This window comes from Desulforudis sp. DRI-14 (genome assembly GCF_052618305.1).
Window position 1 is genome coordinate 1 of sequence record NZ_JBQXEZ010000027.1, and the last position, 25,784, is coordinate 25,784.

At 57.9% G+C, this 25,784-nt stretch carries 27 protein-coding genes, 6 tRNA genes and 1 other RNA gene; 3 read left to right on the forward strand and 31 right to left on the reverse strand.

All coding sequences use genetic code 11. The annotated features are described in order from the left end of the window. Positions 1–58 precede the first annotated feature (58 nt). The 12 genes from ACUM6F_RS11310 to dnaX form a co-directional block, all read right to left on the reverse strand. Entirely contained in the window at positions 59–358 is a 300-nt protein-coding gene (locus ACUM6F_RS11310) for a 4Fe-4S binding protein (protein WP_425620646.1), read from the reverse strand. Positions 359–364: 6 nt separating this feature from the next. Beyond that, entirely contained in the window at positions 365–940 is a 576-nt protein-coding gene (locus ACUM6F_RS11315) for a 2-oxoacid:acceptor oxidoreductase family protein (protein ID WP_425620645.1), read from the reverse strand. Beyond that, a complete protein-coding gene (locus tag ACUM6F_RS11320; protein WP_426388037.1) occupies positions 924–1,694 on the reverse strand; it encodes a thiamine pyrophosphate-dependent enzyme in 771 nt (256 codons plus the stop codon). The genes ACUM6F_RS11315 and ACUM6F_RS11320 overlap by 17 nt, the downstream gene beginning before the upstream one ends. A gap of 138 nt (positions 1,695–1,832) precedes the next feature. After that, on the reverse strand, positions 1,833–2,924 hold the full coding sequence (locus ACUM6F_RS11325) for a transketolase C-terminal domain-containing protein (protein WP_445349291.1): 1,092 nt from the start codon (positions 2,922–2,924) through the stop codon (positions 1,833–1,835). A 325-nt stretch (positions 2,925–3,249) separates the two neighbouring features. Then, the gene (locus tag ACUM6F_RS11330) at positions 3,250–3,834 is read right to left on the reverse strand and encodes a hypothetical protein (RefSeq protein ID WP_445349292.1); all 585 of its coding nucleotides are present in this window, start codon (positions 3,832–3,834) and stop codon (positions 3,250–3,252) included. 398 nt (positions 3,835–4,232) lie between these two features. Then, a complete protein-coding gene (locus ACUM6F_RS11335; protein WP_445349293.1) occupies positions 4,233–7,250 on the reverse strand; it encodes an FAD-dependent oxidoreductase in 3,018 nt (1,005 codons plus the stop codon). 226 nt (positions 7,251–7,476) lie between these two features. Further along, positions 7,477–8,325, reverse strand: a complete 849-nt coding sequence (locus tag ACUM6F_RS11340) for a CoB--CoM heterodisulfide reductase iron-sulfur subunit B family protein (RefSeq protein ID WP_445349294.1) — start codon at positions 8,323–8,325, stop codon at positions 7,477–7,479. A 146-nt stretch (positions 8,326–8,471) separates the two neighbouring features. Next, complete coding sequence (locus ACUM6F_RS11345) at positions 8,472–9,038, reverse strand: 4Fe-4S dicluster domain-containing protein (RefSeq protein WP_425620642.1); 567 nt, start codon at positions 9,036–9,038, stop codon at positions 8,472–8,474. A gap of 505 nt (positions 9,039–9,543) precedes the next feature. Then, positions 9,544–9,816 (reverse strand): pro-sigmaK processing inhibitor BofA family protein, encoded by a 273-nt coding sequence (locus ACUM6F_RS11350; RefSeq protein WP_425620641.1) that lies wholly within the window; start codon positions 9,814–9,816, stop codon positions 9,544–9,546. A gap of 47 nt (positions 9,817–9,863) precedes the next feature. Beyond that, the gene (gene recR / locus ACUM6F_RS11355; protein WP_425620640.1) at positions 9,864–10,460 is read right to left on the reverse strand and encodes a recombination mediator RecR; all 597 of its coding nucleotides are present in this window, start codon (positions 10,458–10,460) and stop codon (positions 9,864–9,866) included. 314 nt (positions 10,461–10,774) lie between these two features. Then, positions 10,775–11,077: a YbaB/EbfC family nucleoid-associated protein gene (locus ACUM6F_RS11360; RefSeq protein WP_425622198.1), complete on the reverse strand. Its 303-nt coding sequence runs from the start codon at positions 11,075–11,077 to the stop codon at positions 10,775–10,777. A 25-nt stretch (positions 11,078–11,102) separates the two neighbouring features. Next, positions 11,103–12,473: a DNA polymerase III subunit gamma/tau gene (gene dnaX / locus ACUM6F_RS11365; RefSeq protein WP_445349295.1), complete on the reverse strand. Its 1,371-nt coding sequence runs from the start codon at positions 12,471–12,473 to the stop codon at positions 11,103–11,105. 377 nt (positions 12,474–12,850) lie between these two features. Between dnaX and ACUM6F_RS11370 the strand changes: the two genes are divergently transcribed. Then, positions 12,851–12,991, forward strand: a complete 141-nt coding sequence (locus ACUM6F_RS11370) for a hypothetical protein (protein WP_445349296.1) — start codon at positions 12,851–12,853, stop codon at positions 12,989–12,991. Here the strand turns inward: ACUM6F_RS11370 and ACUM6F_RS11375 are convergent. From ACUM6F_RS11375 to ACUM6F_RS11405, 7 genes are all read right to left on the reverse strand, one after another. Further along, a complete protein-coding gene (locus ACUM6F_RS11375; protein ID WP_445349297.1) occupies positions 12,969–14,234 on the reverse strand; it encodes a diguanylate cyclase in 1,266 nt (421 codons plus the stop codon). The two genes, ACUM6F_RS11370 and ACUM6F_RS11375, sit on opposite strands and share 23 nt — an antisense overlap. Positions 14,235–14,693: 459 nt before the next feature. Continuing rightward, positions 14,694–14,828, reverse strand: a complete 135-nt coding sequence (locus ACUM6F_RS11380) for a cyclic lactone autoinducer peptide (protein ID WP_425620636.1) — start codon at positions 14,826–14,828, stop codon at positions 14,694–14,696. A 22-nt stretch (positions 14,829–14,850) separates the two neighbouring features. Beyond that, a complete protein-coding gene (locus tag ACUM6F_RS11385) occupies positions 14,851–15,477 on the reverse strand; it encodes an accessory gene regulator ArgB-like protein (RefSeq protein ID WP_425620635.1) in 627 nt (208 codons plus the stop codon). Then, the gene (locus tag ACUM6F_RS11390; RefSeq protein WP_445349298.1) at positions 15,467–15,949 is read right to left on the reverse strand and encodes a hypothetical protein; all 483 of its coding nucleotides are present in this window, start codon (positions 15,947–15,949) and stop codon (positions 15,467–15,469) included. Before ACUM6F_RS11390 ends, ACUM6F_RS11385 begins: the two co-directional genes overlap by 11 nt. A 223-nt stretch (positions 15,950–16,172) precedes the next feature. Further along, positions 16,173–16,769 carry a stage II sporulation protein R gene (spoIIR, locus tag ACUM6F_RS11395; RefSeq protein WP_445349299.1) on the reverse strand — a complete coding sequence of 199 codons (597 nt, stop codon included), beginning with the start codon at positions 16,767–16,769 and terminating at the stop codon, positions 16,173–16,175. A gap of 186 nt (positions 16,770–16,955) precedes the next feature. Beyond that, positions 16,956–17,222, reverse strand: an RNA gene (gene ffs / locus ACUM6F_RS11400) — signal recognition particle sRNA large type. A gap of 193 nt (positions 17,223–17,415) precedes the next feature. Next, positions 17,416–17,505, reverse strand: a tRNA-Ser gene (locus ACUM6F_RS11405). Positions 17,506–17,667: 162 nt separating this feature from the next. Here ACUM6F_RS11405 and ACUM6F_RS11410 point away from each other — a divergent pair. Together ACUM6F_RS11410 and ACUM6F_RS11415 are read left to right on the forward strand one after the other, a co-directional pair. Then, positions 17,668–17,898, forward strand: a complete 231-nt coding sequence (locus ACUM6F_RS11410) for a type II toxin-antitoxin system Phd/YefM family antitoxin (protein WP_425620632.1) — start codon at positions 17,668–17,670, stop codon at positions 17,896–17,898. Then, positions 17,895–18,281, forward strand: coding sequence for a type II toxin-antitoxin system VapC family toxin (locus ACUM6F_RS11415; RefSeq protein ID WP_445349300.1), 387 nt, complete (start codon positions 17,895–17,897; stop codon positions 18,279–18,281). Before ACUM6F_RS11410 ends, ACUM6F_RS11415 begins: the two co-directional genes overlap by 4 nt. An 18-nt stretch (positions 18,282–18,299) precedes the next feature. On the opposite strand, the gene ACUM6F_RS11420 is transcribed toward ACUM6F_RS11415, so the two are convergent. The 12 genes from ACUM6F_RS11420 to serS all read right to left on the reverse strand — a co-directional run bounded on the left by ACUM6F_RS11420 (position 18,300) and on the right by serS (position 25,657). Next, entirely contained in the window at positions 18,300–18,707 is a 408-nt protein-coding gene (locus ACUM6F_RS11420; RefSeq protein WP_425620630.1) for an HI0074 family nucleotidyltransferase substrate-binding subunit, read from the reverse strand. Continuing rightward, a complete protein-coding gene (locus ACUM6F_RS11425) occupies positions 18,695–19,042 on the reverse strand; it encodes a nucleotidyltransferase family protein (protein WP_425620629.1) in 348 nt (115 codons plus the stop codon). Before ACUM6F_RS11425 ends, ACUM6F_RS11420 begins: the two co-directional genes overlap by 13 nt. Before the next feature lie 124 nt (positions 19,043–19,166). Further along, on the reverse strand, positions 19,167–20,009 hold the full coding sequence (locus ACUM6F_RS11430) for a 1,4-dihydroxy-6-naphtoate synthase (protein ID WP_425620628.1): 843 nt from the start codon (positions 20,007–20,009) through the stop codon (positions 19,167–19,169). Continuing rightward, the gene (locus ACUM6F_RS11435; protein WP_425620627.1) at positions 20,006–20,647 is read right to left on the reverse strand and encodes a futalosine hydrolase; all 642 of its coding nucleotides are present in this window, start codon (positions 20,645–20,647) and stop codon (positions 20,006–20,008) included. Before ACUM6F_RS11435 ends, ACUM6F_RS11430 begins: the two co-directional genes overlap by 4 nt. 183 nt (positions 20,648–20,830) lie before the next feature. Next, complete coding sequence (locus tag ACUM6F_RS11440; protein ID WP_445349301.1) at positions 20,831–22,297, reverse strand: ATP-binding protein; 1,467 nt, start codon at positions 22,295–22,297, stop codon at positions 20,831–20,833. Positions 22,298–22,504: 207 nt separating this feature from the next. Then, positions 22,505–22,600 (reverse strand) — tRNA-Ser (locus ACUM6F_RS11445). 48 nt (positions 22,601–22,648) lie between these two features. Next, a complete protein-coding gene (tadA, locus tag ACUM6F_RS11450; RefSeq protein ID WP_445349302.1) occupies positions 22,649–23,125 on the reverse strand; it encodes a tRNA adenosine(34) deaminase TadA in 477 nt (158 codons plus the stop codon). 273 nt (positions 23,126–23,398) lie between these two features. Next, a tRNA-Arg gene (locus ACUM6F_RS11455) sits at positions 23,399–23,475 on the reverse strand. 136 nt (positions 23,476–23,611) lie between these two features. Then, a tRNA-Arg gene (locus tag ACUM6F_RS11460) sits at positions 23,612–23,687 on the reverse strand. Between the two features lie 100 nt (positions 23,688–23,787). Beyond that, positions 23,788–23,881, reverse strand: a tRNA-Ser gene (locus ACUM6F_RS11465). Between the two features lie 194 nt (positions 23,882–24,075). Continuing rightward, positions 24,076–24,166 (reverse strand) — tRNA-Ser (locus tag ACUM6F_RS11470). 213 nt (positions 24,167–24,379) lie between these two features. Continuing rightward, positions 24,380–25,657: a serine--tRNA ligase gene (serS, locus tag ACUM6F_RS11475; protein WP_445349303.1), complete on the reverse strand. Its 1,278-nt coding sequence runs from the start codon at positions 25,655–25,657 to the stop codon at positions 24,380–24,382. Positions 25,658–25,784: the final 127 nt, after the last annotated feature.

The following is a 25,784-nucleotide window of genomic DNA, read 5'->3' on the forward strand; positions in this document are numbered from 1 at the left end:
GCCTTCGAGTCCTACAGTTACTGCTTACATCCTAAGAGAGACCTAAAGGTCTCCCTTTTTAATGCACAGGTTCTTGGACCACATCCTCGGCTTCGCCGCTTTTGCGGGCAGTCCTTGCCGCCCTGTCGCGCTCGATCAAGATGGCCACGTCGGGACAGACGGTAGCGCAGATCCCGCACGAGATACAAGCGTCGGTCGGTTCCACCGACGGCGTGCCGTATATACCGAGGACCTTGGACCAGTTCAAGCACTGTTTCGGACATTTCTGGATACAGAGCCCGCACCCCTTGCACAAGCTGGGGAAGACGGTGAAGGATCCTTTGGGGATTTTATGCGTTATGGGTTCAAAGCCTGCCAAATCCGCTTAACCTCCTTGCAAGACCTGCCCGACAAGCTCCATCCCGCGCTCCATGGCCCGGTGATTCAGCTCTCTAAGCTGTGGATCCTTTTCAAACTTGTACCCCAGCCTCTTCTCAATGGCATGCTTGGCGCTGTCGATCTCAACGACCTTGGTGGCCCCGATGACCGCGCCCATGATTAGAATATTAAAGACCCGAGGATGCAATTCTTTCTTGGCTATTTCGACTCCCGGGATGGCCAGGATTTTCTTAGCCTGCTTGGGAAGGATATCCTCGGACGGCTCGGCCAGGGTGTCGTAGACGAAAATACTCTCGGGGCCCACGTACCGGACGGTACGCCCCACGGCCCGCTGGCTGAGGGCGACAACGATATCGCCTGTTTCAAACTTCGGCGAGCCGATCGGCTTATCGTCAATCTGCAGAAACGCCACGCTGACCCCGCCGCGCTGCTCGACGCCAAAATTGGGAATGTACAGTGCTTCCTTGCCTGATTCATAAGCTGCCTCCGCCAGGATTTCGGCTACGGCCTGCACGCCCTGGCCTCCCTCGCCGGCGATCACGATTCTAACTGGTTTGGCCATCTTCATCCCCTTCGGCAACAGGTATCTTGATCTCGCCAATGTTAAAGAACTTCGGCATTTTTTCCTCGAGGAAGGCCCAGGTTTCCCGGGCATTCGTCCGCCAGTTGGTGGGACAGGAGGAAAGGACTTCGATAAACGAAAAACCCCTGCCCTCCATCTGGTTTTGCAGAGCACGGACCATCATTTTCTGAAGCTGCCGAACTTTGCCGACGGTACCCCTGGCCACATAGGCCCCCTCCGGCGTTACAGCGGCGACCATCTCCGGGCCCTGGAAAGGCGGGCCGGTAAGCACCGGGTCGCGGCCGTAAGGCGTGGTCTCGGTCTTCTGCCCGGGGAGGGTTGTCGGCGCCATCTGGCCGCCGGTCATTCCGTACTGCGCGTTGTTGACTAGAATTACGGTGATATTCTCGTTCCGGGCGGCCGCGTTGACGAGGTGCTGGGAGCCGATGGCGTAGCCCCCGCCGTCCCCCATATAGGCCACGCAGATCAGCTCGGGCCTGGCCCGCTTAACGCCCGTTATCACCGGCGTCGTCCGCCCGTGATGGGTCTGAACGGTATCGACGTTGAAGAAATCCCAAGCCAAGAGGCTGCAACCGATATCGCAGCCGAAGATGACCCGGTCCTGGATGCCCAGCTGATCTATAGCCTGCCCTAGGGCCCGCAGGGCTATGCCGTGGCCGCATCCCGGGCAGAACTTGTGCGGCTTGCTCTCTCTGCGCCAGCTTTTCGGCATGGTAGGCTGCAACATTGCCATAGCTTTCTCTCCCCTCCGACCGGACCCGGCAAAAAACACCGGCTCCAGGTTATATATGGTTCGGAATTCCCCGACAGGAATCCCCCTGACCTCGAAACTCCAAACTTTACACCTGTCGAAGACGCCGACGCGTCTTGACTACGCGAGGATTTCGCGCGCCCGGGCGGCGACCTCCTCCGGGGTGATGCCCACCCCGGGCTTGAAGTGCGTCAGCATCTCGACGGGGTGCTCGTAAAGAGCGTCCCGCAGGAGCCGCGCCAACTGGCCGTACGCCGACTCGACGACCAGGAACTTCTTCGCCCGCCCCGCCAGCTCCTGGAGAGCCTTAACCGGCAGGGGTCGCAGGGTGATGGGGCGGAAATAACCCACGTTCAACCCCTCGGAGCGCAGCCGTCTGACAGCCTGCCTGACGGCCCGGGCCACCACCCCGTGGGCGATGACGGCCAGGTCGGGCGACTCCGTGTCTTTTTCCTCCCATTCCGCGATTTCAGGCGTCATGCGGTCGAAGTCCCGGATGTGCTGCATCACGACCTCGTAAAGCTCTTCCTCGACGTTGTAGGTGTTGCGGTAGTGAGCCGGCGGCCGGTCCTCGCCCGGGATCCCCGGCTTGCCCAGGAAAGGCTCGGGGGCTACAAACTCCATGCCGCGCGCCGCGGGGTCATACATCGTAAGGGGTTCTCTCATCTTCCCCTGGTAGCCGTCGGCGAGGACAAACGTCGGGAACCGGTAGCGCCAGGCGGTATTGAAGGCCTTGACAGTGTAGTCGAAAAGCTCTTGGTGCGTGGCGGTCGAATACACCACCCGCAGCCCTTCGCCGTTGCCTCCCAGCGTGGTGAGCGTGACCTCCTGCTGGGAGTAGATAACCGTGCCCGTCGAAGGGCCCCCGCGCTGCATAATGACGGCAACGAAGGGCAAGCGCATGGCCTCGGCCATGGAAATCGGCTCTTGCATCAAAACGTTGCCCGGTCCCGCCGTGGCCGTGAAGGCCCTCAGTCCCGCCATCACCCCGCCGATCGCCGTGAAGCCGGCCGAGAGTTCGTCCTCGGTCTGTAGAAAGCGTTTGCCGTACTTAGGCGCCAGGCGGGTCCAGTAATGCATGACTTCGTTCTGAGGCGTAATCGGATAGCCGTACATGATCTCGGCCCTAGCCGCCAGGGCGGCCCAGGCGACTACCTCGTTACCTGTCATAAACACTCGCTTTTCCCCGGTGATGGGGGTGTCCTTAGCCACTCTCTACACCTCCTAAAAGAGAGGTCAGAGGCCAGAGGTCTGAGGTCTGAAGCCGGAAGGGATATTCTTCGACCTCTGCTCTCTCCTCACCTTACCTAAATCTATAAAGACAGAGTTTTCTTATGGTTTTCTCCGGGTCCCTCCCAACCATCTGGCCTCTAACCTCTGGCTATAATTCTGGAATTTCTGGAATTCGTTATAAGCGGATTCCTTCTAGTCCAGCCTCTGACTTCCGGCCTCTGACTTCTGATTTATTAGCCCTGGCGAAATCCTGAAGGGATTTCTTCGAGTCCGACCTCTGACTTCCGGCCTCTGACTTCTTTTTTTACCAGAAGCTGCGGGGCATGAAGCGCCGCAACGCGCGGACGGGAATCTCCCAGCCATCGCGCGGCCCGATTTGCTTGGCGATGGGCTCGACGGCCGTTGTGGCGACAACAGGAATGCCTAAAATCCGCGCCGCCTCGCTGACAATCCGTGCACCTTCCTGGACGACTTCCATCGTAGTTTCCTCGGCCAAATGGGTATTGTTGATCAATCCGTCGATGCGACCCATCGCCCTCACGTGGTCGACGATGTCCTCCACCGTGGCAGTCATCGGGCGGCTGGCGTTGATAACGGCCAGAACTCGAAAAGAGGACTCCTGCCCAACCCCCTCGACGAGGTTCAGCGTCTTGGAGCCCTCAACTCCATAACCCACATCGAAGATAATGTCCCCGGGACGGCGCAACGCCCACCTGGCCGCCGGCTTGAGCGGCGTGCCCGTTTCCCCCAGGCCGGTGGTCTCCCGCGTCGACCAGGCGATCACCCTGACCCCCAGCCGCTCCAGTTCATCCTGGATCGGCCGCAAGGTATAGCAGGGCTCCACGATATCGAGATCGACCAGGGTAACCTGCCTGCCTTGGCCAGCCAACTCTATGGCCCTGTTGACCGCTACCTCGCTCTTGCCGCTGGCGTATTCGCCAACGTAAGCTTCAACGATGCGGTCCGGAATGTTCAGCCACTCCTCCTGAGGGAATTTGTCCCTTATAGTACTTCAATTCGACGGCTTCCGTCAATAATCCTGGCGGTTGTATTCTGGATACCAGGTTTACATCAGTATACCGAAAACCAAACCAAATTCCCAAGAATAATCGACTAACGCTTTATCGTTACAGGTTTTTCAGTCATAACCTTCCCCGCCGGGGCCGTCCTAACACACAATGGACCGAAGAACATCCAGTTTCCAACATCCGATATCCCGCCTAATACTCATAGGGCTGGCTCCGACGGCACACTCAACCTTGCCCATTTGCTGAATGCTGCGGCTGGCTAGCCGCTTAGCGCCGCCTCAATCATCGCGTAGACCTGCTCGTCTTCGAAGCCCTCCTGCCGGCAGGCGCCGCCCGGGCAGGCCGCGGCGCACGTGCCGCAGCCCCGGCAGGTCGCCTCGTTGACGACGGCCACCTTTTGGCCGGCGGCGATTTCCCGGGCCTTGTAAGGGCAGACCTCCACGCATATCCCGCACCCGCTGCACCGTTCCGGATCGACCCTGACCACGTTGCCCTGGCCTTGTAAACGCTCCCTCGACAGCAGGGTGACGGCGCGCATGGCCGCGGCCTGGGCCTGGGCCAGGGACTCGCCGAGCATCTTCGGCGCGTGGGCCAGGCCGCAGAGGTAAACGCCGTCGCTGGCGAAATCCACCGGGCGCAGCTTAACGTGCGCCTCGGCAAAGAAACCGTCGGCGTTCAGCGGGAGCCTGAAAAGCCGGGCCAGCGCCTGGCTGTCCCGGCGCGGCACGATGGCCGTGCCCAGGGCCAGGATATCGGCGTCGAGGACGAGCCTCTCCCCGAGCACCGGGTCGGTTACGCGGACGAAGAGGTTATCCCGGCCGGCCTCCACGACCGGCGGGTCGTCGGGCTCGTAGCGGACGAAGACCACGCCCCTTTCCCTGGCCGCCCGGTAAAACTGTTCCTGGAAGCCGTAGGTGCGCATGTCGCGGTAAAGGACGTAGACTTCGGTCTTCGGGGAGAGCTCCTTGATGCGCAGGGCGTTCTTCACCGTCTGGCCGCAGCACACCCTGCTGCAGTAAGGGCGTTCCGCGGTGCGCGAGCCCACGCACTGGATCATGACGACGCTTCTGACACCGGGAGACACCCCGATTTCCAGGCGCCTTTCCAACTCGCTCTGCGTCAGGACGTCGGGATGCTGCCCGTACAGGTACTCCTGCGGGCGGTATTCCTCCGCGCCCGTGGCGATGACCGCCGCCCCGTGGTCGATCTCCCGCTCGGCGTCACCGCACTTTAGCGTGCTGCGGAAATTGCCGACGTAGCCTTTGACCGCCGCGACCTCCGTCCCGGTGCACACCTCCACCAGCGGATGATATTCGAGCCGCGCGATCAGTTCATCCACAAAACCGTAGATCTCAGCCCCGTCCAGCGTCCGGCCCAGCCGTCTGGCATTGCCGCCGAGCAAGGCCTCCTTTTCGACCAGGGTCACCGGAAAACCCTGGTCGGCGATCGTCAGGGCAGCCGTCATCCCGGCCAGGCCGCCCCCGACCACCAGGGCGCGCTTCACGACGGGAATGTCCGTGACGGCCTGGGGCTTGAGCAGCCGGGCTTTGGCCACGCCCATCGCCACGAGGTCCGCGGCCTTCCGGGTAGCCTCCTGCAGGAAAAGCTGGTGCACCCAGGAAACGTGCTCGCGGATGTTGACGTGTTCGTACAGGTAGGGGTTCAAGCCGGCCTCGCGCAGGCTGTCCTGGAAAAGCGGGGCGTGCGTCCGGGGCGTGCAGGAGGCGACGACCACCCTGTTGAGCCCGTACTCTTCAATCCGCGCGGCGATGTGCTGGATGCTGTCCTGCGCGCAGGCGAACAAGCACTCCTCGGCCAGGACCACGCCATCCAGGCGGCGGGCCCGCTCCACCACCGCGGGAACGTCAACCACGCCGCCGATGTTGACGCCGCAACGGCAAACAAAAACCCCTATCCTGGGGGGCTCGCCGCTGACGTCGCGTTCCGGAGGGTACTGTTTGCTTGCGGCCCGTGTACCCCTGACGGGGGCAAGGACGCGGGCCGCGTTGGCCGCCGCCGCGCCGGCGTCAATGACCGTTTCCGGGATGTCCCGGGGACCGCAGACGGCCCCGCCGGCAAAGACGCCCGCGCGCGAGGTCAGGCCGGGGTAGAGTTCCCAGGAACGGACAAATCCGTAACGGTTCAGATCCACGCCCATGGCCGAGGCCAGCCGCGCCGTTCCCTCGGCCGGGACCATTCCCAGGGCCAAGACGACCAGGTCGAAGTCCTCCTCCCGGAAGCGCCCGTCGGCGTCCCTGTAACGCAGGCGCAGGTTTTTGCTCTCCTGCATCTCCTTGACGGACGAAACCATGCTCCGCACGTAGCGGACGCCCCGCGCCAGCGCGCGCGCGTGATAGCGTTCAAAATCTTTCCCATGGGCCCTCACGTCGATGCAAAAAACGGTGATTTCCGCCCCGGGCACGTGTTCCAAAGCGACAAGGGCCTGCTTGGCAGTATACATGCAACACACGGCAGAGCAGTATTCCAAGCCGCCCGACACGTCGCGGGAACCCACGCACTGGATGAAGGCGATGCGGTGCGGCGCCCTCCCGTCCAAAGGGCGCTGGAGATGGCCGCCGAAAGGCCCCGAGGCGCTCAACATGCGTTCGAATTGCAGAGAAGTAACGACGTTGGGATAGAGCCCGAAACCGTACTCCCCTCTTTTTTCGGGATCAAACAGGTCATATCCGGCACTGATAATGATTGCCCCTACTCTAAACCGGACATCTTGATCCCACATCAACGGGTCAATAGCCCCGGCAAGACAGGCCTCCTGGCACTCCACGCATTCGGGACATTTTTCCATGTCGATGACAAAAGCATTCGGGAAGGCCTGGGCATAGGGGCGATAGATGGCCTTGTGCAAGCTCAGCCCTTCGTTGAAGGCATCCTTTACCGAAATCGGACAGACCTCTTCACAGTCTCCGCAGCCCTTGCACTTGTCAATATCTACGTACCGGGCGTGCAAGCGCACCCGTACCGTGAAGTCCCCTATGTCTCCCGTCACCTCGCGGACCTCGGCGCAAGGCATGATCGTAATATTCGGGTGGCGGCTGCACTCCACCAGCCGGGGGGCCAGCGTGCACATCGAACAGTCGTTGGTGGGAAAAGTCTTGTCGAGCTGGGCCATCCGCCCTCCGATCGCCGGCTGACGCTCAACCAGGTAGACCCGGAACCCGGCGTTAGCCAGGTCGAGGGCCGCCTGAATGCCGCCGACCCCGGCGCCGACCACCAGTACCGCACCCACAAGCCCTTTCGATCGATCGTCCCGGGTCACGCCCCAACCTCCTCCGTAACGGTCGTTTAGAGTAGGACTTAAGACTTAAGACTTCGGCCTTAGGGAGCTGAACTTGGTGTTACAAGCGTCAGTACCGGAATATTAGGTATTGGATATCGGACCTGAGATCTTAAGAACCTGGAAATGAACCTGGGTCTTCAAGTTCCTACATCTTACGTCTTAAGTCTTACGTCTTACATCAATTTATGTCTTATGTCCTACGTCCTTAAATCAGTCCAAGTTTAACTAATAGAGGCACCGGATCTACGAGATGTTTGCTCAGCCAGTTCTTGGTTTCGGGGAGACCGAAAGCCAGCCCCATCAGCTCGGTGAAATAAAAGGTGGGCCGGTCGTTGTCCCTGGGCCGCTGTGTCTCAAAGTTCGTCTGGCAAAGGGGGCAGGCCGTCACCAGGGTCTCGGCTCCCGCCTCCCCCGCCATATCCAGTAGGCGCCCGACGAGTCCCCGGGCCACGTCGGGGTTGGTGATGGCGTGGCTGGCCCCGCAGCAGTCCGTTTTGTACGACCACGGCCTGACCTCGGCCCCCAGGCAGGACATCAGGTCGTCAAGCCAGCGGGGGTCTTCCGGCCTGCCCATGCCGGTCACCTTGGCCGGCCGCACCAGGAGGCAGCCGTAATAGCAGGCCACCTTCAAGCCGCCGAGCGGCTGCCTGACCCGGCCGGCGACCCGGTCCAACCCGATTTGCTCGGTAATCAGCTCCAACAAGGACCACACCTCGACGAGGCGGCCGAGGGGAAGGCCCAGGACTTCCTCCGCCGCCCTGCGCTTTTCCTTGTCGCGGCGCAGGGTGTGCTGCGCCAGGCGCAGGCGGCTGTAGCAGGCCGCGCACGGCGTAACGACGGCGCGGCCCTCGTCCCGGGCCAAGGCAAGGTTGCGGGCCGGCAGGGCGAGGGCCAGCGCGGAGTTCAAGCTGTGCACCGAGGTGGCGCCGCAGCAGTTCCAATCTTTGATTTCCCTAAGTTCAACCTCCAGAGCCTCGCAGACCGCCCGCGAAGACGCGCTGTATTCCCTCGCCGTAGACTCCAGCGAACAGCCAGGATAGAAGGAAACCTTCACAACAGATGACACCTCTTTAAGACCGGTTAAGGCCTTGTGCAGTAGGTTTCAATAAGTCGTGACAAGGCATTAAGCATTCGGCATTCAGCGTTAAGATCGGGGCTGAACCCCAAATCCTAATGCTTAAGCCTAATGCTTAAAGCCATTTAGGCGGGTTTGCACTGGGCGGTGCGTTCGAAGATCCGGTTCAAGGCCTCCCGGTCTTTAACCCGGCTGGAAAACAACGACATCTTGCCCTTTCTGAACAGGCTGAAGCCCAGCGGCAAATCGGCCAGCAACTCACGGGTCCTCAACTTGTACTTCGCCAGCACCAGGGCCTCGTTCACACGCCCGCGGTGAGCGATCTCGTTAAGAAAAAGCCTGTGAAACAAGGCCGCGTGTTCATCATTGCCGATTCCCGCCGCAACGGCCATTTCTTTAAGGCAGTCCATTACAGCCGACAGGTCGATGCCGTTGGGGCACCGGGCCCCGCAGGCCTGGCACGACGAGCACAGCCAGATTGCCGAACTGCCCAGGACCTTGTCGCGGAGGCCGAACTGGACCATCCTCAGGATCTGGTTGGGCGCGTAATCGGCGTAATCGGCCAGGAGACAGCCGGACGCGCACTTCTGGCACTGGAAACAGCGTTCCAGGGCCTGGCCGCTCCGCTGCCTCACCTCGTCAAGAAACCGGTGGTCCCGCTCAAGCGGCAGCCGGTTGGATACCACCACCATATCCGCCTACCTCCCTGACAGTGATTTCAGATTATTCTGACTTTCAGCCCGACCAAAAAACCGCTGTCCACATCCGGTCCTTGTCATGGTGGAAACTAGCGGCTTAGCGCTGCTAAGGTTGTTGGCGTGCGTCAGGCAAGAAGTTTGACGGTTTTCGTAGCGTATGGGCCGGTCAAAAATTGCTCTTCATGCTCATAGTAAGCCGGGGGCAAACGGCGTTCCATTAAACGGCGGTAAACGGTAGAAATATCGTTGCTAGCGGTCTGCTTGTGATGTGAAACGTATCCCAAATCAGTAGTCAGTCATCGGTCTTTAGACTCGTAGGAATTCACGTTCGGGAATACCTACGAAAACATAAGAAGAGAACCCAGTCAAACACTGGATTCTCTTCTGTCAGTCCCACTCTCTGTGACTCTGGTTCGGCCCACTGTCTAGCTGCTACCTGCCGGAAAACACAGTGCCTGCCAACGCCGATACTTCCCGACGACCGCTGCCTGACGACTGCTTACTGACCTAGCAGCAACTTGGCGAGGATGAGCAGTACCACCCCCGGGATCTGGAGAAAGCCCGCCGTTAAAACGGTCAACGGGTTGATGGCGATGTGAAAATCGAACACCGACCCCCCGATATTGATCAAAGCCAGCAGAACGGCCCCCACGACGACATAGCCGAACAGGCGACAGAGGTACTTAAAAGGGGTTACGAAGAACGAGCCGATCAGGTATAATCCCGCCAACCCCAACAGACTGAGCAGAATGACCTTCCATTCCACCCGCATCACCTCCCAGGTTGTCCTACTGCCAAATATATGAAACCCGGGAGGGATTATACCTCTCTTCTGCCCTCGATGGCCCTGCTTAAAGTCCGGCTGTCGGCATACTCGAGATCGGCGCCCACCGGCAGGCCGTAAGCCAGCCTAGTCACCCTGACCCCCAGAGGGCGCAGGAGTTTGCTCAGGTACAGGGCCGTCGTCTCGCCTTCCAGGTTGGCGTTGGTCGCCACGATGACCTCGCTGACCTTCCCGGACTTAACGCGGGCGAGCAGCATATCGACGGTGAGGTCGCCGGGCCCCACCCCGTCCATGGGCGAAAGGCTGCCGTGGAGGACGTGGTAAAGACCCCTGAAACCGTGGGCCTTCTCCAGGGCCACCACGTCCTTGGGGTGTTCGACCACGCAGATCAGCCCGGCGTCGCGTCCCTGGTCCCGGCAAAGATGGCAGGGGTCGCTATCGGTCAGATTGGCGCAGACCGAACAGCGGGAAATACCCCGGCGGGCCTCGATAATGGCTTTGGCAAGGCTGCCGGCCACCTCGGGCGGGGCCCCGATGAGGTAAAAGGCCAGCCTTTGCGCCGTCTTCGGACCGATGCCGGGAAGCTTGCCCAGTTCCTCGATCAGCCGGGCGACAGGACGCGCGTAGTACATGTCTTTCTCCTAGTTTCGTTTGCAACTCAAAATCTTTTAACGCACTTAGTAGACACTGGCTTAAGACGCTGGACGTAAGACTTAGGACTCGGGACTTAGGACGAAACAACCAGAGAGAGTTAACAGATTCGCCCCTAGTCAATTGTAAACGCGACCGCATACCCTACGTCTCTTATGTCTAGTTTTATCTTCATACTGGAGATAACTCTTTGTCTTTAAGACGCTATAAGGTCAGACCTGTATCCAATCTGACTCCCCAGTCGGCTACCGGGCTTCCCGTCCTATGTCTTACGTCTTACGTTTAACGCGCAGCGTTAGAACAGCCCCGGCACCGACAGTCCGCCGGTAAGCTTGCTCATTTCTTGAGCCGCCATGTCGCGGGACTGGCGCAGGGCTTCGTTGACGGCCGCCAGGACGAGGTCCTGGAGCATCTCGACGTCATCCGGGTCGACGGCCTCCGGGCTGATGGTTATCGAGACGATCTCCTGCTTGCCGTTGGCCGCGACCTTGACCGCGCCGCCGCCGGCGGCGGCCTCTACCGTGCGCTGGCCCAGTTCCTCCTGCATCCTCGCCATGTCGGCCTGCAGCTTTTGCACCTGTTTCATCATTTTGCCCATATCCAAGGTTATCCGACCTCCTTCATTAAGCTTCCCCGGTTGTGTCGTCCATGACACACTGGACCTGCCATCGCCCCGGGGAAAACTGCGACAGCAGCTCCTCAATGACCTTCCTGTTCTCGGGTTTGGCGATGTTGGCCATGGCGAAGCTGTCTTTAAAGCGTATGACCATACGGCCCGGTTTAATACGGACGCTGGACGCCTTACTCAAAAACACCGCGGCTGCCGGGCGGCTTTCTTTCAGTCCCTGGCACACCTTCAGCCACAAATCGCGGTCGGGGCCGGCGCTTTGCCGGGCCGGGCTCTCGCCGGCACCTTCGGCGGGGTGCCCGGCTTGGGCCGCAGCACTCCCCGGCAGGGGCTCGCGGACGAAACGCACCACCGCCAGTTCCAGCGGCAGGATCTGGCGGGTGGCGAACCGCATTTCCTGTTCGGCCTGGGCAAAAAGGCTCAGCAAACGGACCATTCCATCCTCCGCCAAGGCAACCTTTCCCGGCCGGCCGTCAAGGACGTCCAGGAGACCGCCCCGCAGGTAGTCCGTAAACTCACGGGCGAAAATCCTCAGGTCCTTGCCGCTGGCCTCCACCTCGTGCAGGCCCCGGATCGCGCCCCTGGCGTCCCCGCAGGCGAGCTGGTCCACCAGACGCTTAAAAAAGTCCTCGTTAACCGTCCCCAGGATGTCATGGGCGTCGTCAAGGCGCGCCACCCCGTCTCCCAGCGCGGCCACCTGGTCCAGCAGGCCGAGGGCGTCGCGGAGGCTGCCGTCGGCCACCCTGGCGATCAGCTCCAGGACGCCCGGCTCAACCTTGATGCCGGCGCCGCGGGCGACCTCCGCCAGGCGCTCGACGATGTCTTGCGCCCCGATCCGCCGGAAATCAAAGCGCTGGCAGCGCGAGCTGATGGTCAGAGGCACCTTGTGCGGTTCGGTGGTGGCCAGGATAAAGACGACGTGTTCCGGCGGCTCCTCCAGCGTCTTGAGCAGGGCGTTGAAGGCCTCGTGCGTCAGCATGTGGACCTCGTCCACGATGTAAACCTTGAAAGGGGAGGCGGCGGGCCGAAACTTGACCTTTTCGCGCAGGTCGCGGATTTCGTCGACGCCGCGGTTGCTGGCGGCGTCGATCTCGAGAAAATCAACCGCCGAACCCTCGTTGATCCCTACGCAGGACGGGCATTTATTGCAGGGGTTGCCGTCCTCGCGGCTACGGCAGTTGACGGCCTTGGCCAAGATCTTGGCGGTCGACGTCTTGCCCGTCCCGCGCGGGCCGCAGAAAAGGTAGGCATGGGCCTGCCTGCCCATGCGCACAGCGTTGGACAAGGTGCGGGTTACGTGTTCCTGCCCAACGATTCCTTCAAAGGTCTGCGGACGCCACGTGCGGTAGAGGGCGCGGTAGCTCAATAATCTGCCACCTCTTCGTTGTTTGGCGCTCGGCGGCCCCGGCGGGCCGGCTGATGATTACGTAAAAAGGGTAGCACATCCTTCCAGAGCAGGTCAATAAAGAGGTCAGAGGTCGGAAGTCAGAAGTCGGACTCGAAGAAATCCCTCCGGGATTTCACCGAGGGTTAATAAATCAGAGGTCGGAGACCGGAAACGGGAAGTCGCTTACATCCGGCTTCCTGATGCACGAAAGTAAAATTTTTGTGAAATTTGCGGTTTTATAAGTAAAGATGAAAATCTTGCAGTCGGCTTCATTGTCGTGCAGAAGTAAAATTATCCTTAATCAAAGCTCTTTTGATCGCACACGCTATTAGTAATAAATCGAGGAGGCGAGGAAGTTGTACAAGCGGCAGTCGAACAATGTCAAACTAGGCTTTTGGGGCTTTCCGAGCGCCGGATTCTGGCTCACCCACGCCGTGCTCATTCCTCTGACCGGATGGCTGGGCTACAGCATCATCAGGAAGAAGAAACATTTTTGATTATAATCTCTGTGAAGACACGGGCTAACTCCGGGTCGTAAGCCGTTCCGGCCAGCCTGGCGATCTCCGCGCAGGCCTGTTCCGGGGTTTTCACTTCTCCGTAGGGCTTTTCCGTGGTCATGGCGTCGTAGCTGTTGGCGATACGAATAATCCGCGCGGCCACCGGTATATCGTCGCCGGCAAGGCCGTCCGGGTAGCCGCTGCCGTCGTAGTTCTCGTGGTGGTGGAGAATCGCGGGAGCCAAGCTGTGGAGGAAGGGAATCGGTTTCACGATTTCGGCGCCCCAGACGGGGTGCTGCTGGAGAATAGTCATTTCGTCGGCCATCAGGGCGCCCTTCTTGTTCAGCAAGGCCCGGGATATTTCCACCTTACCGATGTCGTGCAGGTAAGCCGCGTAGGAAAGCTCCAACAGGTCGTTACCCGACAGTCCTACCGCCGCGCCGAGGCTGAGACAGTATTCCACGACCCGCTCCGAGTGGCCGTAAGTATAACTGTCCTTAACGTTGATGACCTGGATCAGGGTGCGGATCGAGTTCAGCTGCTCCCGCTCTTCCTTGCCGAGCTGGCAATAAAGCGGGTGGAGGACGGAGGAATAAACCTCCACCTTATTCTTACTGCCGAACTTGGCCTTATAGAGGGCGTGGTCGGCCAATACCAGCAGTTCTTTGGCGCTGGGGGCGTGCTCCGGGAAGGCGGCGATGCCGAATGACATGGTCACCGCTCCGGACGGCTGCCTCTCCCGTCCCTCGAAGGGGTAGACTTCTATCCTTTGACGAATATTTTCCACGATGCCGCGGGTCTCTTCGGCCGTGCGCCCCGGCAGGATGATCGCGAACTCCTCTCCCCCGTAGCGGGCCACCACCCCCCGGTTGCCTATCTCCTCGACCATCAGCGACCCGATGGTCGCCAGGATCCTGTCCCCGTGCAGATGGCCGTAGCTATCGTTATAATGTTTAAAGTTATCGATGTCGCCGATAACCATGGCCAGGCTGTGATTCCGCTGCTCGGCCAGGGCGAACCGCTTTTCCAGTTCTTCGTGGAAAGCCCGGTGGTTCAGCAACCCGGTCAGGTCGTCCCTGTTGGCCAGGGCCGCCACCTGCTGCGAATATCGGGTCTCGACGTCGATAATCCCGCCAAGAACCCAGCCGATGGTAAGGGTTATAATCGCTAAGAACAGATCTGCACTGTTGAGGTGGTCATAACAAATAAATCCAAGAAAAGAAAGCGCAAGTAAGGCCGTCACAGTACCTATCCTACGCCCCTTAAGAGTGGCAGCGATAAGAACCGGCACAAGGATAATAACACGAGAGTTATGTGGATCAATAATTAAAATAATCAAAGATAAAAGGATAGGTAAGCCCAAATACAAAAGATCCAAAGCCTTTATGGTACCCGTTACACGCAATTGAATGTTTTCATTATCTAGAAAATATAACGTAACTGCTACTGCCAAAAAACAAAAAAGGGTGAGTAGAACAAGTTTTGCATTAATAGTTACGTCAAAAACCATTTCTTGCAAATTACTGAACGATATATGAAACCCAAGAATTAAAGCGAGAATCAGGACAACAAAACTGATGGCTTGAACAGCAACGATATAAAAACGTAGATTCTTGTTTCGTTCCGCCTCTATTTTCCGCAAGTCTTACCCCACCATATCATTTTACGTTAAAGGAGGTGGGAAGATCCCACCTCCTTCAGTTTAGTACTTTGCAAGCTGTTCCGGTATCTCAGGATCGTAGTATGTCCAAATACAGGCCGAAGCTGCGGTAACGTTGGCTAAAAGAACTAATGCCGCGGTCAGTGCGGTAAGAAAAAGGTATTTGATACGATTCATGATTTCACCTCCCTAAAAATCATTATCCACTGACGCCAAAGGCTTGGGACAGCCGGTCAAACAGGGCCATCACCCGCCATCCGAGTTGGGTAAGAATTAAACCTCCCCACGCTAAAGCACAGGAAACAGCTGCTACCATTGAAAGATACTCTTGGGAATAACCAAGCATGATGAGCTGTGCAGCTACCGCAACCCCGATGAACAACACAGCAATCAATTTCAGCCGCCGCCTGTGGCGCCGGGTCCTGATGGGCTTATTCGGGTTGTCCACCGGCGCCAGCCACAACACCATTCCGAGAACGATCACCCCGATGACTAGAAGAGACTCCACTGACACAAGCCGTGATCCCCATACCGCACTGACTTTCCCCAGCAGCGGGATAATGACCGCGCCGGCGATATTGCAGCTCACAGGGTTGGCGCAGTGCGCCCCTCCGGCCGTTGACCGCATCAAGAACAAGACCAAAACAACGGCCAGCGTTTCGGGAACGCATCCGAGAAGCGCCGCGACCGCCAGGATGGAGGCCAACCCGAGAACCCCCAGCAGGGCTACCTCCGCACCGTAAGAAACCACTTCAGCCGTTCCAGGATCAAGCTTCAGGTTTTCTTGCAGGTATTTCCCGGCACGGCTGGCATACCTAGAACGCACTGCCCGGTCTCCCTTGCGTAATATCTAGCTTGCCCAACACCTTGTTAATCCCAAGGGCTGTAAGGAATAACAAGATGATATGCGGCCAACCGAGGAAAATCCAAACAACAGAGTTTTTAAAACTAGGGTCATGAAGAGGCAATCCTAAAACCCCAACATAGAAGAAATGCGTTAAAAATTCATAAAGAATGACCAAAGCTATCCCGAAAAATGTCGAGTATAATCCTTTTAGAACAGAAACTTTTCCGCATTTGACCATATAGAACACCCAAAAAAGACTAAGCACGACTGTATGCACACCAAATGGAATGGGAAGCAAACGTAAAACATAGGCTAGTAACGCTTGCACTAGGGCGATTAGAATAATGATTTTCCAGCGCAATTGAATACGCGCTATAGCAAAAATAAGAATAGTGAATGCAACTGTTTCAGGTAGCCCTTGTAGGAAAAACGTCAATAGGCTTAATTGCATGTCCTATGCCTCCTACCCTAATCCGACCAATTGCTGCATCCCGATACACAACTTGGCAGCTAATTCGACCAAATGAATCTTTTTTCCTGTTTGAATAGGGCCGAAGTCTCATAAAATTCAGACCAAAGGCTTAAAGCAAAATGTGTAAAAAAAGAGAGAAGCAGGGTCCCTTTCGGTCCTGCTTCCCTTTCTATTTGCGATCTTCGTTTGAATACTGAAGCTGTTACCGTAACACCCGGCTCAACCCTTCGCGCCAAAGGTCGGCGGCCTTGAACCGCAGCCGGACCTCGACCGGCGGGGCCATCTCGCCGGCGGCCGCCGCGGCGACAGCGCCGTCCTGCCCGCCGCTCACGAAGCACAGCGGGGGGAAAAGCACGCACCACCAGTTCTGCCCGGACCCTTCGCCGATCACGACGCGCACCGCCTCATACTCCCCGGCCGGCACCTTCCAGGACCCGTAGACCCTGTCCGGGAAGGGATACCGCCCGTAATAAACCCTCACCGGGTAATCGTAGCCGCTGCGTTGAACCTGCTTCCGGCTGACTTCCTGGATCATACCGACGTTGGCCCTAACCACTTCACGAGCCTCTTCCGCGTTCCTGATACCTCCAACCTTCGGCGTCATGGCCCGGACGACCGCGTCGCGGACCTCGAGCTTTAGAGCCTGATCGGCCTCGCTATCGCTGTTGGCGATAACATGAAATCGGATGAGGTTATCAGCATTATAGGTCTGCATGGCCTTGCCCGACCAGTACCAGAAGGCCGAACCCATTATGATCAAGCTTATCCCGAACGTTAAAGCCAGTATCTTTTTGCGCATCATCCCGCCCTCCAGCTATCGTCAATCACCGGCCAAAACACTTGGCCGGCTGATCTTTTTAACAGTTTCCTGACCATAGTCTTAACCAATTAGCAACTCACTTACTCGCCTTTTAGAGCGTTTTTCAACAGTCCCAAAAACAAGAAGGGGGAGGACCATAGTCCTACCCCTCTTCAAAATTATAGACCGTGCACCTGCCTCTGGAAGACGACTTCCGGGCGTTACCGGCCGCAGGTTGCTCAGGCCAGGTGACCTCACGGCACCCGGAGGGATTCCCTTAGTGCTGCTTCCGTCAGGACCTGACACGGTTCAGGAAGCTCCGTCGCGCGAGACCCAACCGTCAACGCCCCTTACGGCGGTCAGACCCCACAAGCCGCAACCGCGGGCAGGAATTCAACCCCGCTATAGCGGATTGCGGGTTACAGGGCGCCGCTACCTCCCCGTCTAGCACGGCCATATTGTGATGTGAGAGGTGTGAAGTCGGAAGTGTGTAGTCCCGCTATACACCGCTCACCTCTTATTTCGTAAAAAGACACTTAACGTGAGAAGCCCTACAGGTTTCCATGCCCGCCTCCGACCTCTCACGTCTCACTTCTCAAAGTGGAGGCCTTTCCCACATCGGACCTCTCACTTCTCACTTCTCATATGGCGGAGAGAGTGGGATTCGAACCCACGAGGCGGTTACCCGCCCACACGCTCTCCAGGCGTGCGCCTTCATCCGCTCGGCCATCTCTCCACGTAAGGATGATACTCTGAAGACTTATGAAGCTGTCCGTCCTATGATCGTGACCAATCCTCATTGTACCATCAATACTTCCCGATTTCAAGCCACCGATCATCATAATAATTGACTTAGTCTATAGCTTAGTCCATATTATAGATATGGAGGTGCTTGACGATGCAGGTAAATATCCATGAAGCCAAGACCCATTTTTCCAAACTCCTGGCGCGTGTTAAGCAAGGTGAGGAAATTGTCATCGCCCACGCCGGAAAACCGGTAGCGCGCCTGGTGCCGGCAGTTGAAAAACCATATAGGCGGGCACCCGGCAGCGCAAAAGGGAGGGTCCGCCTCGCTCCCGACTTTGACGCCCCGCTTCCGCCGTCGGTCCTGGAGGCGTTTGAAAAGTGAGGGTTCTTCTAGACACCCATGCTTTCCTGTGGTGGATTGCCGACGATTCCAGGTTATCTTCCAAAGCCCGCAGCATCATCAGCAACGGTAACAATACGCTGTTCTTGAGCGCTGCCAGCGGCTGGGAGATGACCATTAAGACCAGACTTGGCAAGCTGGAGTTGCCGGATGACTTTAAAGAGTTTATCGCCGAGCAGCTTGTCATTAACGGTATCGATTCTTTGCCCGTGCAAATGCGCCATGCTTTACATATTCATACCCTGCCGCCCCTCCACCAGGACCCTTTTGATCGGATGTTGATCGCCCAGGCTCAGCTTGAAGACCTGCCCATCCTGACCGCCGATCCACAGATAGCCCAGTACCGGGTTGAAGTCCTATGGTGATAGCAAGAATTAACAGGACTATTCTGTCCTATCGCTGACGGCAGCCATAGCTTTCAACCAGTTTCGCATCAGGCTGGCGTAGCCCGAAAGACGCTTGTAAATCGTCTCGGCGAGTTCAGCGTTATATGTATGCACGGTCCGGTTTCGATCATCAGCCATTTCCAGACCGAGACGGACGCTATCCTCAGTGAGTAAACCTACCCTGAACGAAGCCCTTAGGACGCCCTTAGGGGAACCTACATCAATACCTTCAAATTCCCTGAGAAATCCCTGAGCTGCCTTCCACGCCGCTTCAAAGGTGTACTCAAATCGCTGGATGGCGGCATCGCGTTCAATCGGCGAGGGCGGGCGATTGAGATTTATAACTTCTTCCAGGGTCTCCAGGGCCCGGAGAGCCACCGAGATTCTTTCCTTTACTCGTTCCAAAGCAATCCCTCCCGCTCTACGCGCTCTCTGAAAGCCGGGCTAGCCTCTGAAAGGTCCACGAGATCCACCTGATAGGGAACATTGCTTTCCTCAAGAGCATCGCGGATCGCGCTCAAAAGCCCCCGCGGCAAAGGTTGCTTGGATAAAACAGCCACATCGACGTCCGAAGACCACCACGCATCATGCCGCGCCCGGGAACCAAAAAGGTACACACGGGCTTCAAACCCCCGAAGTCCCTGAAGCACAATACGCCGGACTTCCTCAAGGACTCCACCGTTCAATTTGTCGGATGCCACTCTGGTGTTCCCCATCGTGATATCACGTCCGTTTTCCAATGCATTCCATCTACATAAGTATATTGCCGGTCCGGATCTTCGGCAATCACCTTAGGCTTCAAAAAGTTTCTTAAAAATCAAGCCGAAATACGTGCCGGACATGGCTGGAAGAGCGTATCAACTGTTATATACGCAGCGCCGCCGTATCCACCTTAGGGACCAGCCCTGCTTGCGCGGCCCGGCTGAGCAGGGCGGTTACCGCCTCATACCCCGTCTCGCCTAAATCCATGGTGAACTCGTTCACGTAAAGCTTGATGTGCGCTTTTACTACTTCAGGGGACAGCTCTTGGGCGTGGCTCAGCACGTACTCCCGCGACGCCTCCGGGTGTGCCCAGGCATAGGCCAGCGACGCCCGGATCGAGCCGGCGACCGCCGGCAGATCCAGTGACCGGCGGGCGATGATCGCGCCCAGCGGAAGCGGCAGGTTGGTATCGGCCTCCCACCAGCCGCCTAGGTCGGCCAGGAGAGTCAGTCCGTATGAAGGGTAGGTGAAGCGCGCCTCGTGGATCACCAGCCCTGCATCAACCATACCGTCCCGCAACGCCGGCATGATCTTGTGGAACGGCAGAACCACGATCTCGCCCACGCCCCCCGGCACGTGTTCAGCGGCCCACAGCCGGAACAGCAAGTAGGCGGTTGATCGCTCGCTCGGTACCGCCACCCGCCTGCCGGCCAGCACCGCCGGATCGTCGGCGCCGCCTGCGCCGCTTTTCGTCAGCACCAGCGGCCCGCATCCTCTGCCCACCGCACCCCCGCACGGCAGCAGCGCGTACTCGGATAACACCCATGGCAGGGCCGCATACGAAATCTTGACCACCTCCGGCCCGTTGAAGCCGGCGGCCAGGCTGTTCGTGACGTCGATATCCGCATAGGTCACGTCAAGCTTCGGTGCACCGGGGATCAGTCCGTGGACCCAAGCGTGGAAAATGAACGTGTCGTTGGGGCAAGGAGAGAAGGCAATTCTCACCGCAATACCTCCGATAATACTGAGCTGGCTGCCTCCAAAACGTCCAGCGCCTCTTTGATACGCCATGCGGTCCGGTCGCGCGGACCGACCCGGTTAGAGACGGCGCGAAGCTCCAGAACTGGTACGCCGCGCTCGTGCGCGGCAAAAGCCACGCCATATCCCTCCATGGCCTCGGCGGCGGCCCCCGGCACCCGTGCGGCCAACTCCGCGGCCCTCTCGGCCGTACCCGTCGCCGTCGACACGGTGAGCACAGGGCCGGCTACGACCGGCAACTTGGCCGCGAGCAGGGCCTCCGTCACACTGTGCACCAGGCCGGCATAGGCCCGGATGTGGGTGGAGCCGAAACCCAACTCCTCCAAACTGCTGAAACCTTCAGGGGTCTCAACTCCCAGGTCGGCGGCAACGATCTCGTCCGCCACTACAAGGGAGCCCACCTCGGCTTTACCTGGAAAGCCTCCGCCGATGCCGGCGCTCACGACCAGGTCGTACCTGGCGGTTGCCAACACCTTCGCCGTGTTGGCGGCGGCCGCCACCGGGCCAACGCCGGCCACCAAGACGTCAAACCGGCTATCGCCGCGCAGGCCGCGCAACACCGCTTCCCTCTCCGCAGAGACGGCCGTCATCACGAGAATACGCATTTCGCTTCCCACCTTCAAGGCCGGAGCCGCTGCAAACCACCGGCTGATTGATCATATCATTTCCCTTAGCATTTCGACAAATAGTTATTTCCTTCCCTTTTTTCCCTGCTCCCCGGACAGCCGGAAAGAGCGGAGAGAGTGGGATTCGAACCCACGAAGAAAAACAGCCGATCAAGTCGGTGATTAAGTCTTCCCAGGAAGCAGATAGCCGTGCTTTTCAGCATGACCCAGGAGATAAAGAAAGGCAAATGCCGGGATGGCAATAATCGGCGTTCTAACCGCGAAATCAAGCGTTCCGTAATCCTCCGGACGCTTGGTGATCACCAGGGCGGCAGCAGTCTGTATATCGTCGGCCACCTCGACGATAGCGTCTCCTATCCCTATCTTGGCATCTTCCCTGTACTTGACCTCGATCAAAAGCCGTCCCACAGGCGAGTAATCAACCACTATGTCAATTTCTTTGTCCGCCTTTCCGGTCTGCCGGTAGTAGCCAACCCTCGTTTGCTGCCGGTAGTAAAAAGCGGCGACGTGCTTGTACACGGCGGTCTCCACGATTATCCCCATTTCATCCGGGTCCGTCAGGACATCGTCGGCCATGAGGACAGCATTCCTAATAGCGGCATCAGCGATGTAGACTTTAGGTTTTGCTTTTAGGGTTTTCTTTCCGCTGATTTCCACCGGATTGCTAATATAGATGAGGTTGGCTGCCTCCAGTATACTCAGGTAGTTCGAAACCGTTTGCCGGGCAACCCCGATTTCCTTTGCAAGGGTGTCAATGGTAATAAGACCGCCGGAGTGAATGCACAGATAGAGAAACACTTTTTCCAGCTCAGCAACATTGCGAACACCAAACAACGCGGTCAAATCCCTTTTTAGGACCTTATCGACCACGTCTTCCCGGAGTATTCTCTGCGCAAACGGCAGGTCATCAGAGAGCGCGATTTCAGGAAATCCCCCGATTAACAAGTAGCGATGGAAGTATTTTTCTAGCGCGGAAAGCGATCGCATGAGGTCATCCAATTCATGCCGGGAAAGCCTTGCTAATTGGCTCGGCTTGATTTCCGGTCGCAGCTTGGGCCTGTCCCTTACATTGATCAACTCACAGTACTCATAAAAAGAGAGGGTCGGGATCCTGATGACCGTCCACCGTCCCACCCCGCTTTCGGCCGCCTGGGCGGCCAACACCGGGCTGGCGGAACCGGTTGCAACAATTTTCCACGTCGGACGGTGGTCATAGAAGTATTTCAGCCAACGGTCCCACTCGTGCGCATAGTGTACTTCGTCAAAGAAGAAGTAGAGGTCTTCGTTGCCACCGCCTACGTTAGTCTCGTAGATCTCAACCACTTCGTCCAAGGTACAGAACTTGAGAATGGGATGGTCCAACGATACATAGAGAATCTGCTTTCCAGGTATCCCCCGACCCAGCAAATCTTCGATGAGTTGGTATAGAATTGTTGTCTTCCCCACTCTGCGGGCGCCCGATAGAATCACCGAACGCCGGATCGTCGGGTGGTTAAGAACCTTATCTGCTTCGTAATAAGCAAATCTCTTTACCGGCTTCGTCGATTCTCTGGGGACATTGCCTGTCGTCCACCAGGGATTAAAAGAAAACAAGACCTTCAGTAGTCGCTCGCGGCTTATAATCGCCATTGAACATCACCTATTTTACATTGTAGCCACAACAATTGTAACATATACTTTACAAAAATCAAGGGTTGGGCCTGGTTGAGCCCTGATTCAAACAAAAAAGTGAGAGGTTGACTTACATCTAACCTCTCACTTCTGAATTTAAAATGTAAGAACTCCGGCGCTTTCCTCTGTTTCGCGCCTCAGACTTCTCACATCTCAGTTCTTATATGGCGGAGAGAGTGGGATTCGAACCCACGAGGCGGATTTTGGTCCGCCTACTCGATTTCGAGTCGAGCGCCTTCGACCAGACTCAGCCATCTCTCCGCGTCGGTCTACTGTATTACAAATTGTGCGTTTGGCAACCGGCAAACCTCATTGTTCTTCCCGCAAGCGCCGGAAGAACTGCTGCATGATTGCCCGGCACTCTTCTGCCAAGATGCCCGGGACAACCTCCACCTGGTGGTTGAAGCGCGGTTCGCGCAGGAGGTCCAGCACAGACCCGGCCGCACCCGCCTTGGGGTCGTCGGCCCCGTAAACCACCTTGCGCACACGGGCTTGCACAATCGCCCCCGCGCACATCGGGCAGGGTTCCACGGTAGAGTAAAGCGTAGCTTCGCTTAAGCGCCAGTCGCCGAGCTTCCGGGACGCCTCGCGCAGGGCCAAGATTTCGGCGTGGGCTGTCGCGTCATCGAGCATTTCGCGCAGGTTGTAGCCGCAGGCCACGACCTGCCCGTTGACCACCACCACGGCCCCCACCGGGATCTCGCCGAGGGCAAAAGCTTTCTCGGCCTCTTTCAGCGCCTCGCGCATGAAGCCCTCGTGTTTTTCCCGCTCCAGCCTGCCGATCATAAGGATTTCAGGTGCCCGAGGTCGGAGGTCAGAATAGTAATCTCAAGAATGGTTCTGGTGAACTGCCGCAAATCAAACCTCCGGCTTCGTCTTTTCACTTCCTGCAACAATCATAAGAATACCGGATGACTAATCCTCCGCATCGGCTGGGCCGATGCTTCCTCTGTTTCCGACCTCCAACTTCTGACCTTTAACTAGTTTTAGAATCCGGAATCGCTTTAGCGATTCCTTCGTCTGTTCAGACCTCTGACTTCTGGCCTCTGACTTCTTTATTGGTGCGCCCGGAGGGACTCGAACCCCCGGCACGCGGTTTAGGAAACCGCTGCTCTTTCCTCCTGAGCTACGGGCGCAATTCTGTCGTCGGTCGTCGGCAGCGGTTTTCCGGGATGATGCTGGCTAGGATTTATGGAACTAATAAAATTGGAATTCGCCTGGCGAATTCCTTCAAGTCCGACGTCTGACGTCCGACGACTGATATCTGTTTTGTGGCGCGCCCGAAGGGATTCGAACCCCTAACCTACAGATCCGTAGTCTGTTGCTCTATCCATTGAGCTACGGGCGCACAATTTAGATATGTGAGGCGGGAAGTCAGTCGTGGGTAGCCCTGGGAACTCTCCGGGGTTAACTACTCACCTCTGACCTCTCACATCGCACGTCTCATATGGCGGAGAGAGTGGGATTCGAACCCACGAGGCAGGTTTTGCCCGCCTACTCCCTTAGCAGGGGAGCGCCTTCGACCTGCTCGGCCATCTCTCCAAACTCGGTATACGGTCGCCGGACGCCGTCTTTAGGACGAACAACGCCGACAACCACCCTTAATCTTATCAAAAAACCGTTCCCCGCTCCACTTCCGCCACCGACGTCTAACAACTTACTTTTTAATCCTGGAATTCGCCCCCGGCGAATTCTTTCGAGTCCGACGTCTGACGCCCGACTTCTGACGTCTGAAATGGCGGAGGGGGTGGGATTCGAACCCACGGAACCGCGTCAGGGTTCAACGGTTTTCAAGACCGCCTCCTTAAACCGCTCGGACACCCCTCCGTATGACCGCGGCTCAAGCAAAATTTAATATACCACAGACGCTTAACCCATGTCAAGGATACCGTATGAGCAGCATTTGCCTGTCAGCGCTTGATTTTCTTGGCATTGAGCATTGAGCGTTGAGATGATTGAAGGGTTCGGCAGCGCCGAATCCCTTTCCTCGTTAATCTCAGTGCTCAGTGCTTAGCGCTCACAGCCGAGAATTGAGCCCCTCTACACGGGCTCAATTCTCGTTATGCCGCCCATGTACGGCCGCAGCGCCTCCGGTATCACTACCGATCCGTCGGCTTGCTGGTAATTCTCCAGGATAGCCGCCACCGTCCTCCCCACGGCGACGCCCGAACCGTTTAACGTATGCACAAACTCCGCCTTGGCGCGCGGCTCGGGCCGGTACCTGATATTGGCCCGGCGGGCCTGGAAGTCAGTGAAATTGGAGCATGAGGAGATTTCCTTGTAGCTCTGGTAGCTCGGGAGCCACACCTCCAGGTCGTAGGTCTTCGCCGCCGAGAACCCTATGTCGCCGGTGCAGAGGAGGATGATCCGGTAGGGCAGTTCGAGGAGTCTCAGCACCTCTTCGGCGTTGTGTACCAGTTTTTCGAGTTCCTCGTCCGAGTCTTCCGGGCGGCAGAGCTTGACCAGCTCGACCTTATTGAACTGGTGCTGCCGGATCAGGCCCCGCGTGTCGCGTCCGGCCGCCCCGGCCTCGGCCCGGAAGCAGGCGCTGTAGGCTACAAAGTAAGCCGGAAGCATTTCAGCGTCCAGGATTTCGTCGCGGTAGTAGTTGGTCACGGGGACCTCGGCCGTCGGGATGAGGTAGTAGTCCTGGCCCTCGACCTTGAACATGTCCTCGGCGAATTTGGGCAGCTGGCCCGTACCGACCATGCTGGCCCCGTTGACCAAAAACGGCGGAAAGAGCTCGGTATACCCGTGACGGTTAACGTGCAGGTCCACCATAAAGTTGATCAGGGCCCGCTCCAGCCGGGCGCCAATCCCGCGGTAAAAACTGAACCTGGCCCCGCTGACCTTGCCCCCGCGCACAAAATCGATGATCCCCAGTTGTTCCCCCAGGTCCCAGTGCGCCTCGGGCGTAAACGCGAAGTTGCGCGGCTCGCCCCAGCGGCGGATCTCGACATTGTCCTCTTCGCCCTTCCCGTAGGGAACCGACGGGTGAGGAATGTTGGGGATCTGGAGCATCAGAGACTGGATGTTTTCCTCCGCGCGGCGGACATCCTCGTCCAGTTCCTTGATCCGCTGGGAAACCTCGCGCATCTGGACGATCAAATCATCGGCGGGCTGACGGGCCTTCTTCAGCCGGGCGACTTCTTCGGAAACAGAGTTGCGCCGGTTCTTGAGCTGCTCGACGGTAAACAGTATCTGCCGCCATTCGTCGTCCAGGTCGAGGAGCTGGTCGAGGTTGAAATCCACGCCCCGCTTCCTCAGTGCTTCCCGGACCGCGTCAGGGTTTTTGCGCACGAACTTCAAATCAAGCATCGTATCACCCCGTAATAGCTGTGAGCATTGCGCATTGAGCATTGGGCTTTGGACCTTCTATGTCAATACCTAAATTTTAATAACCCTGATTAGGCCGCCCGTAAGGCGTGCCGCTCCTTGGCTGCCA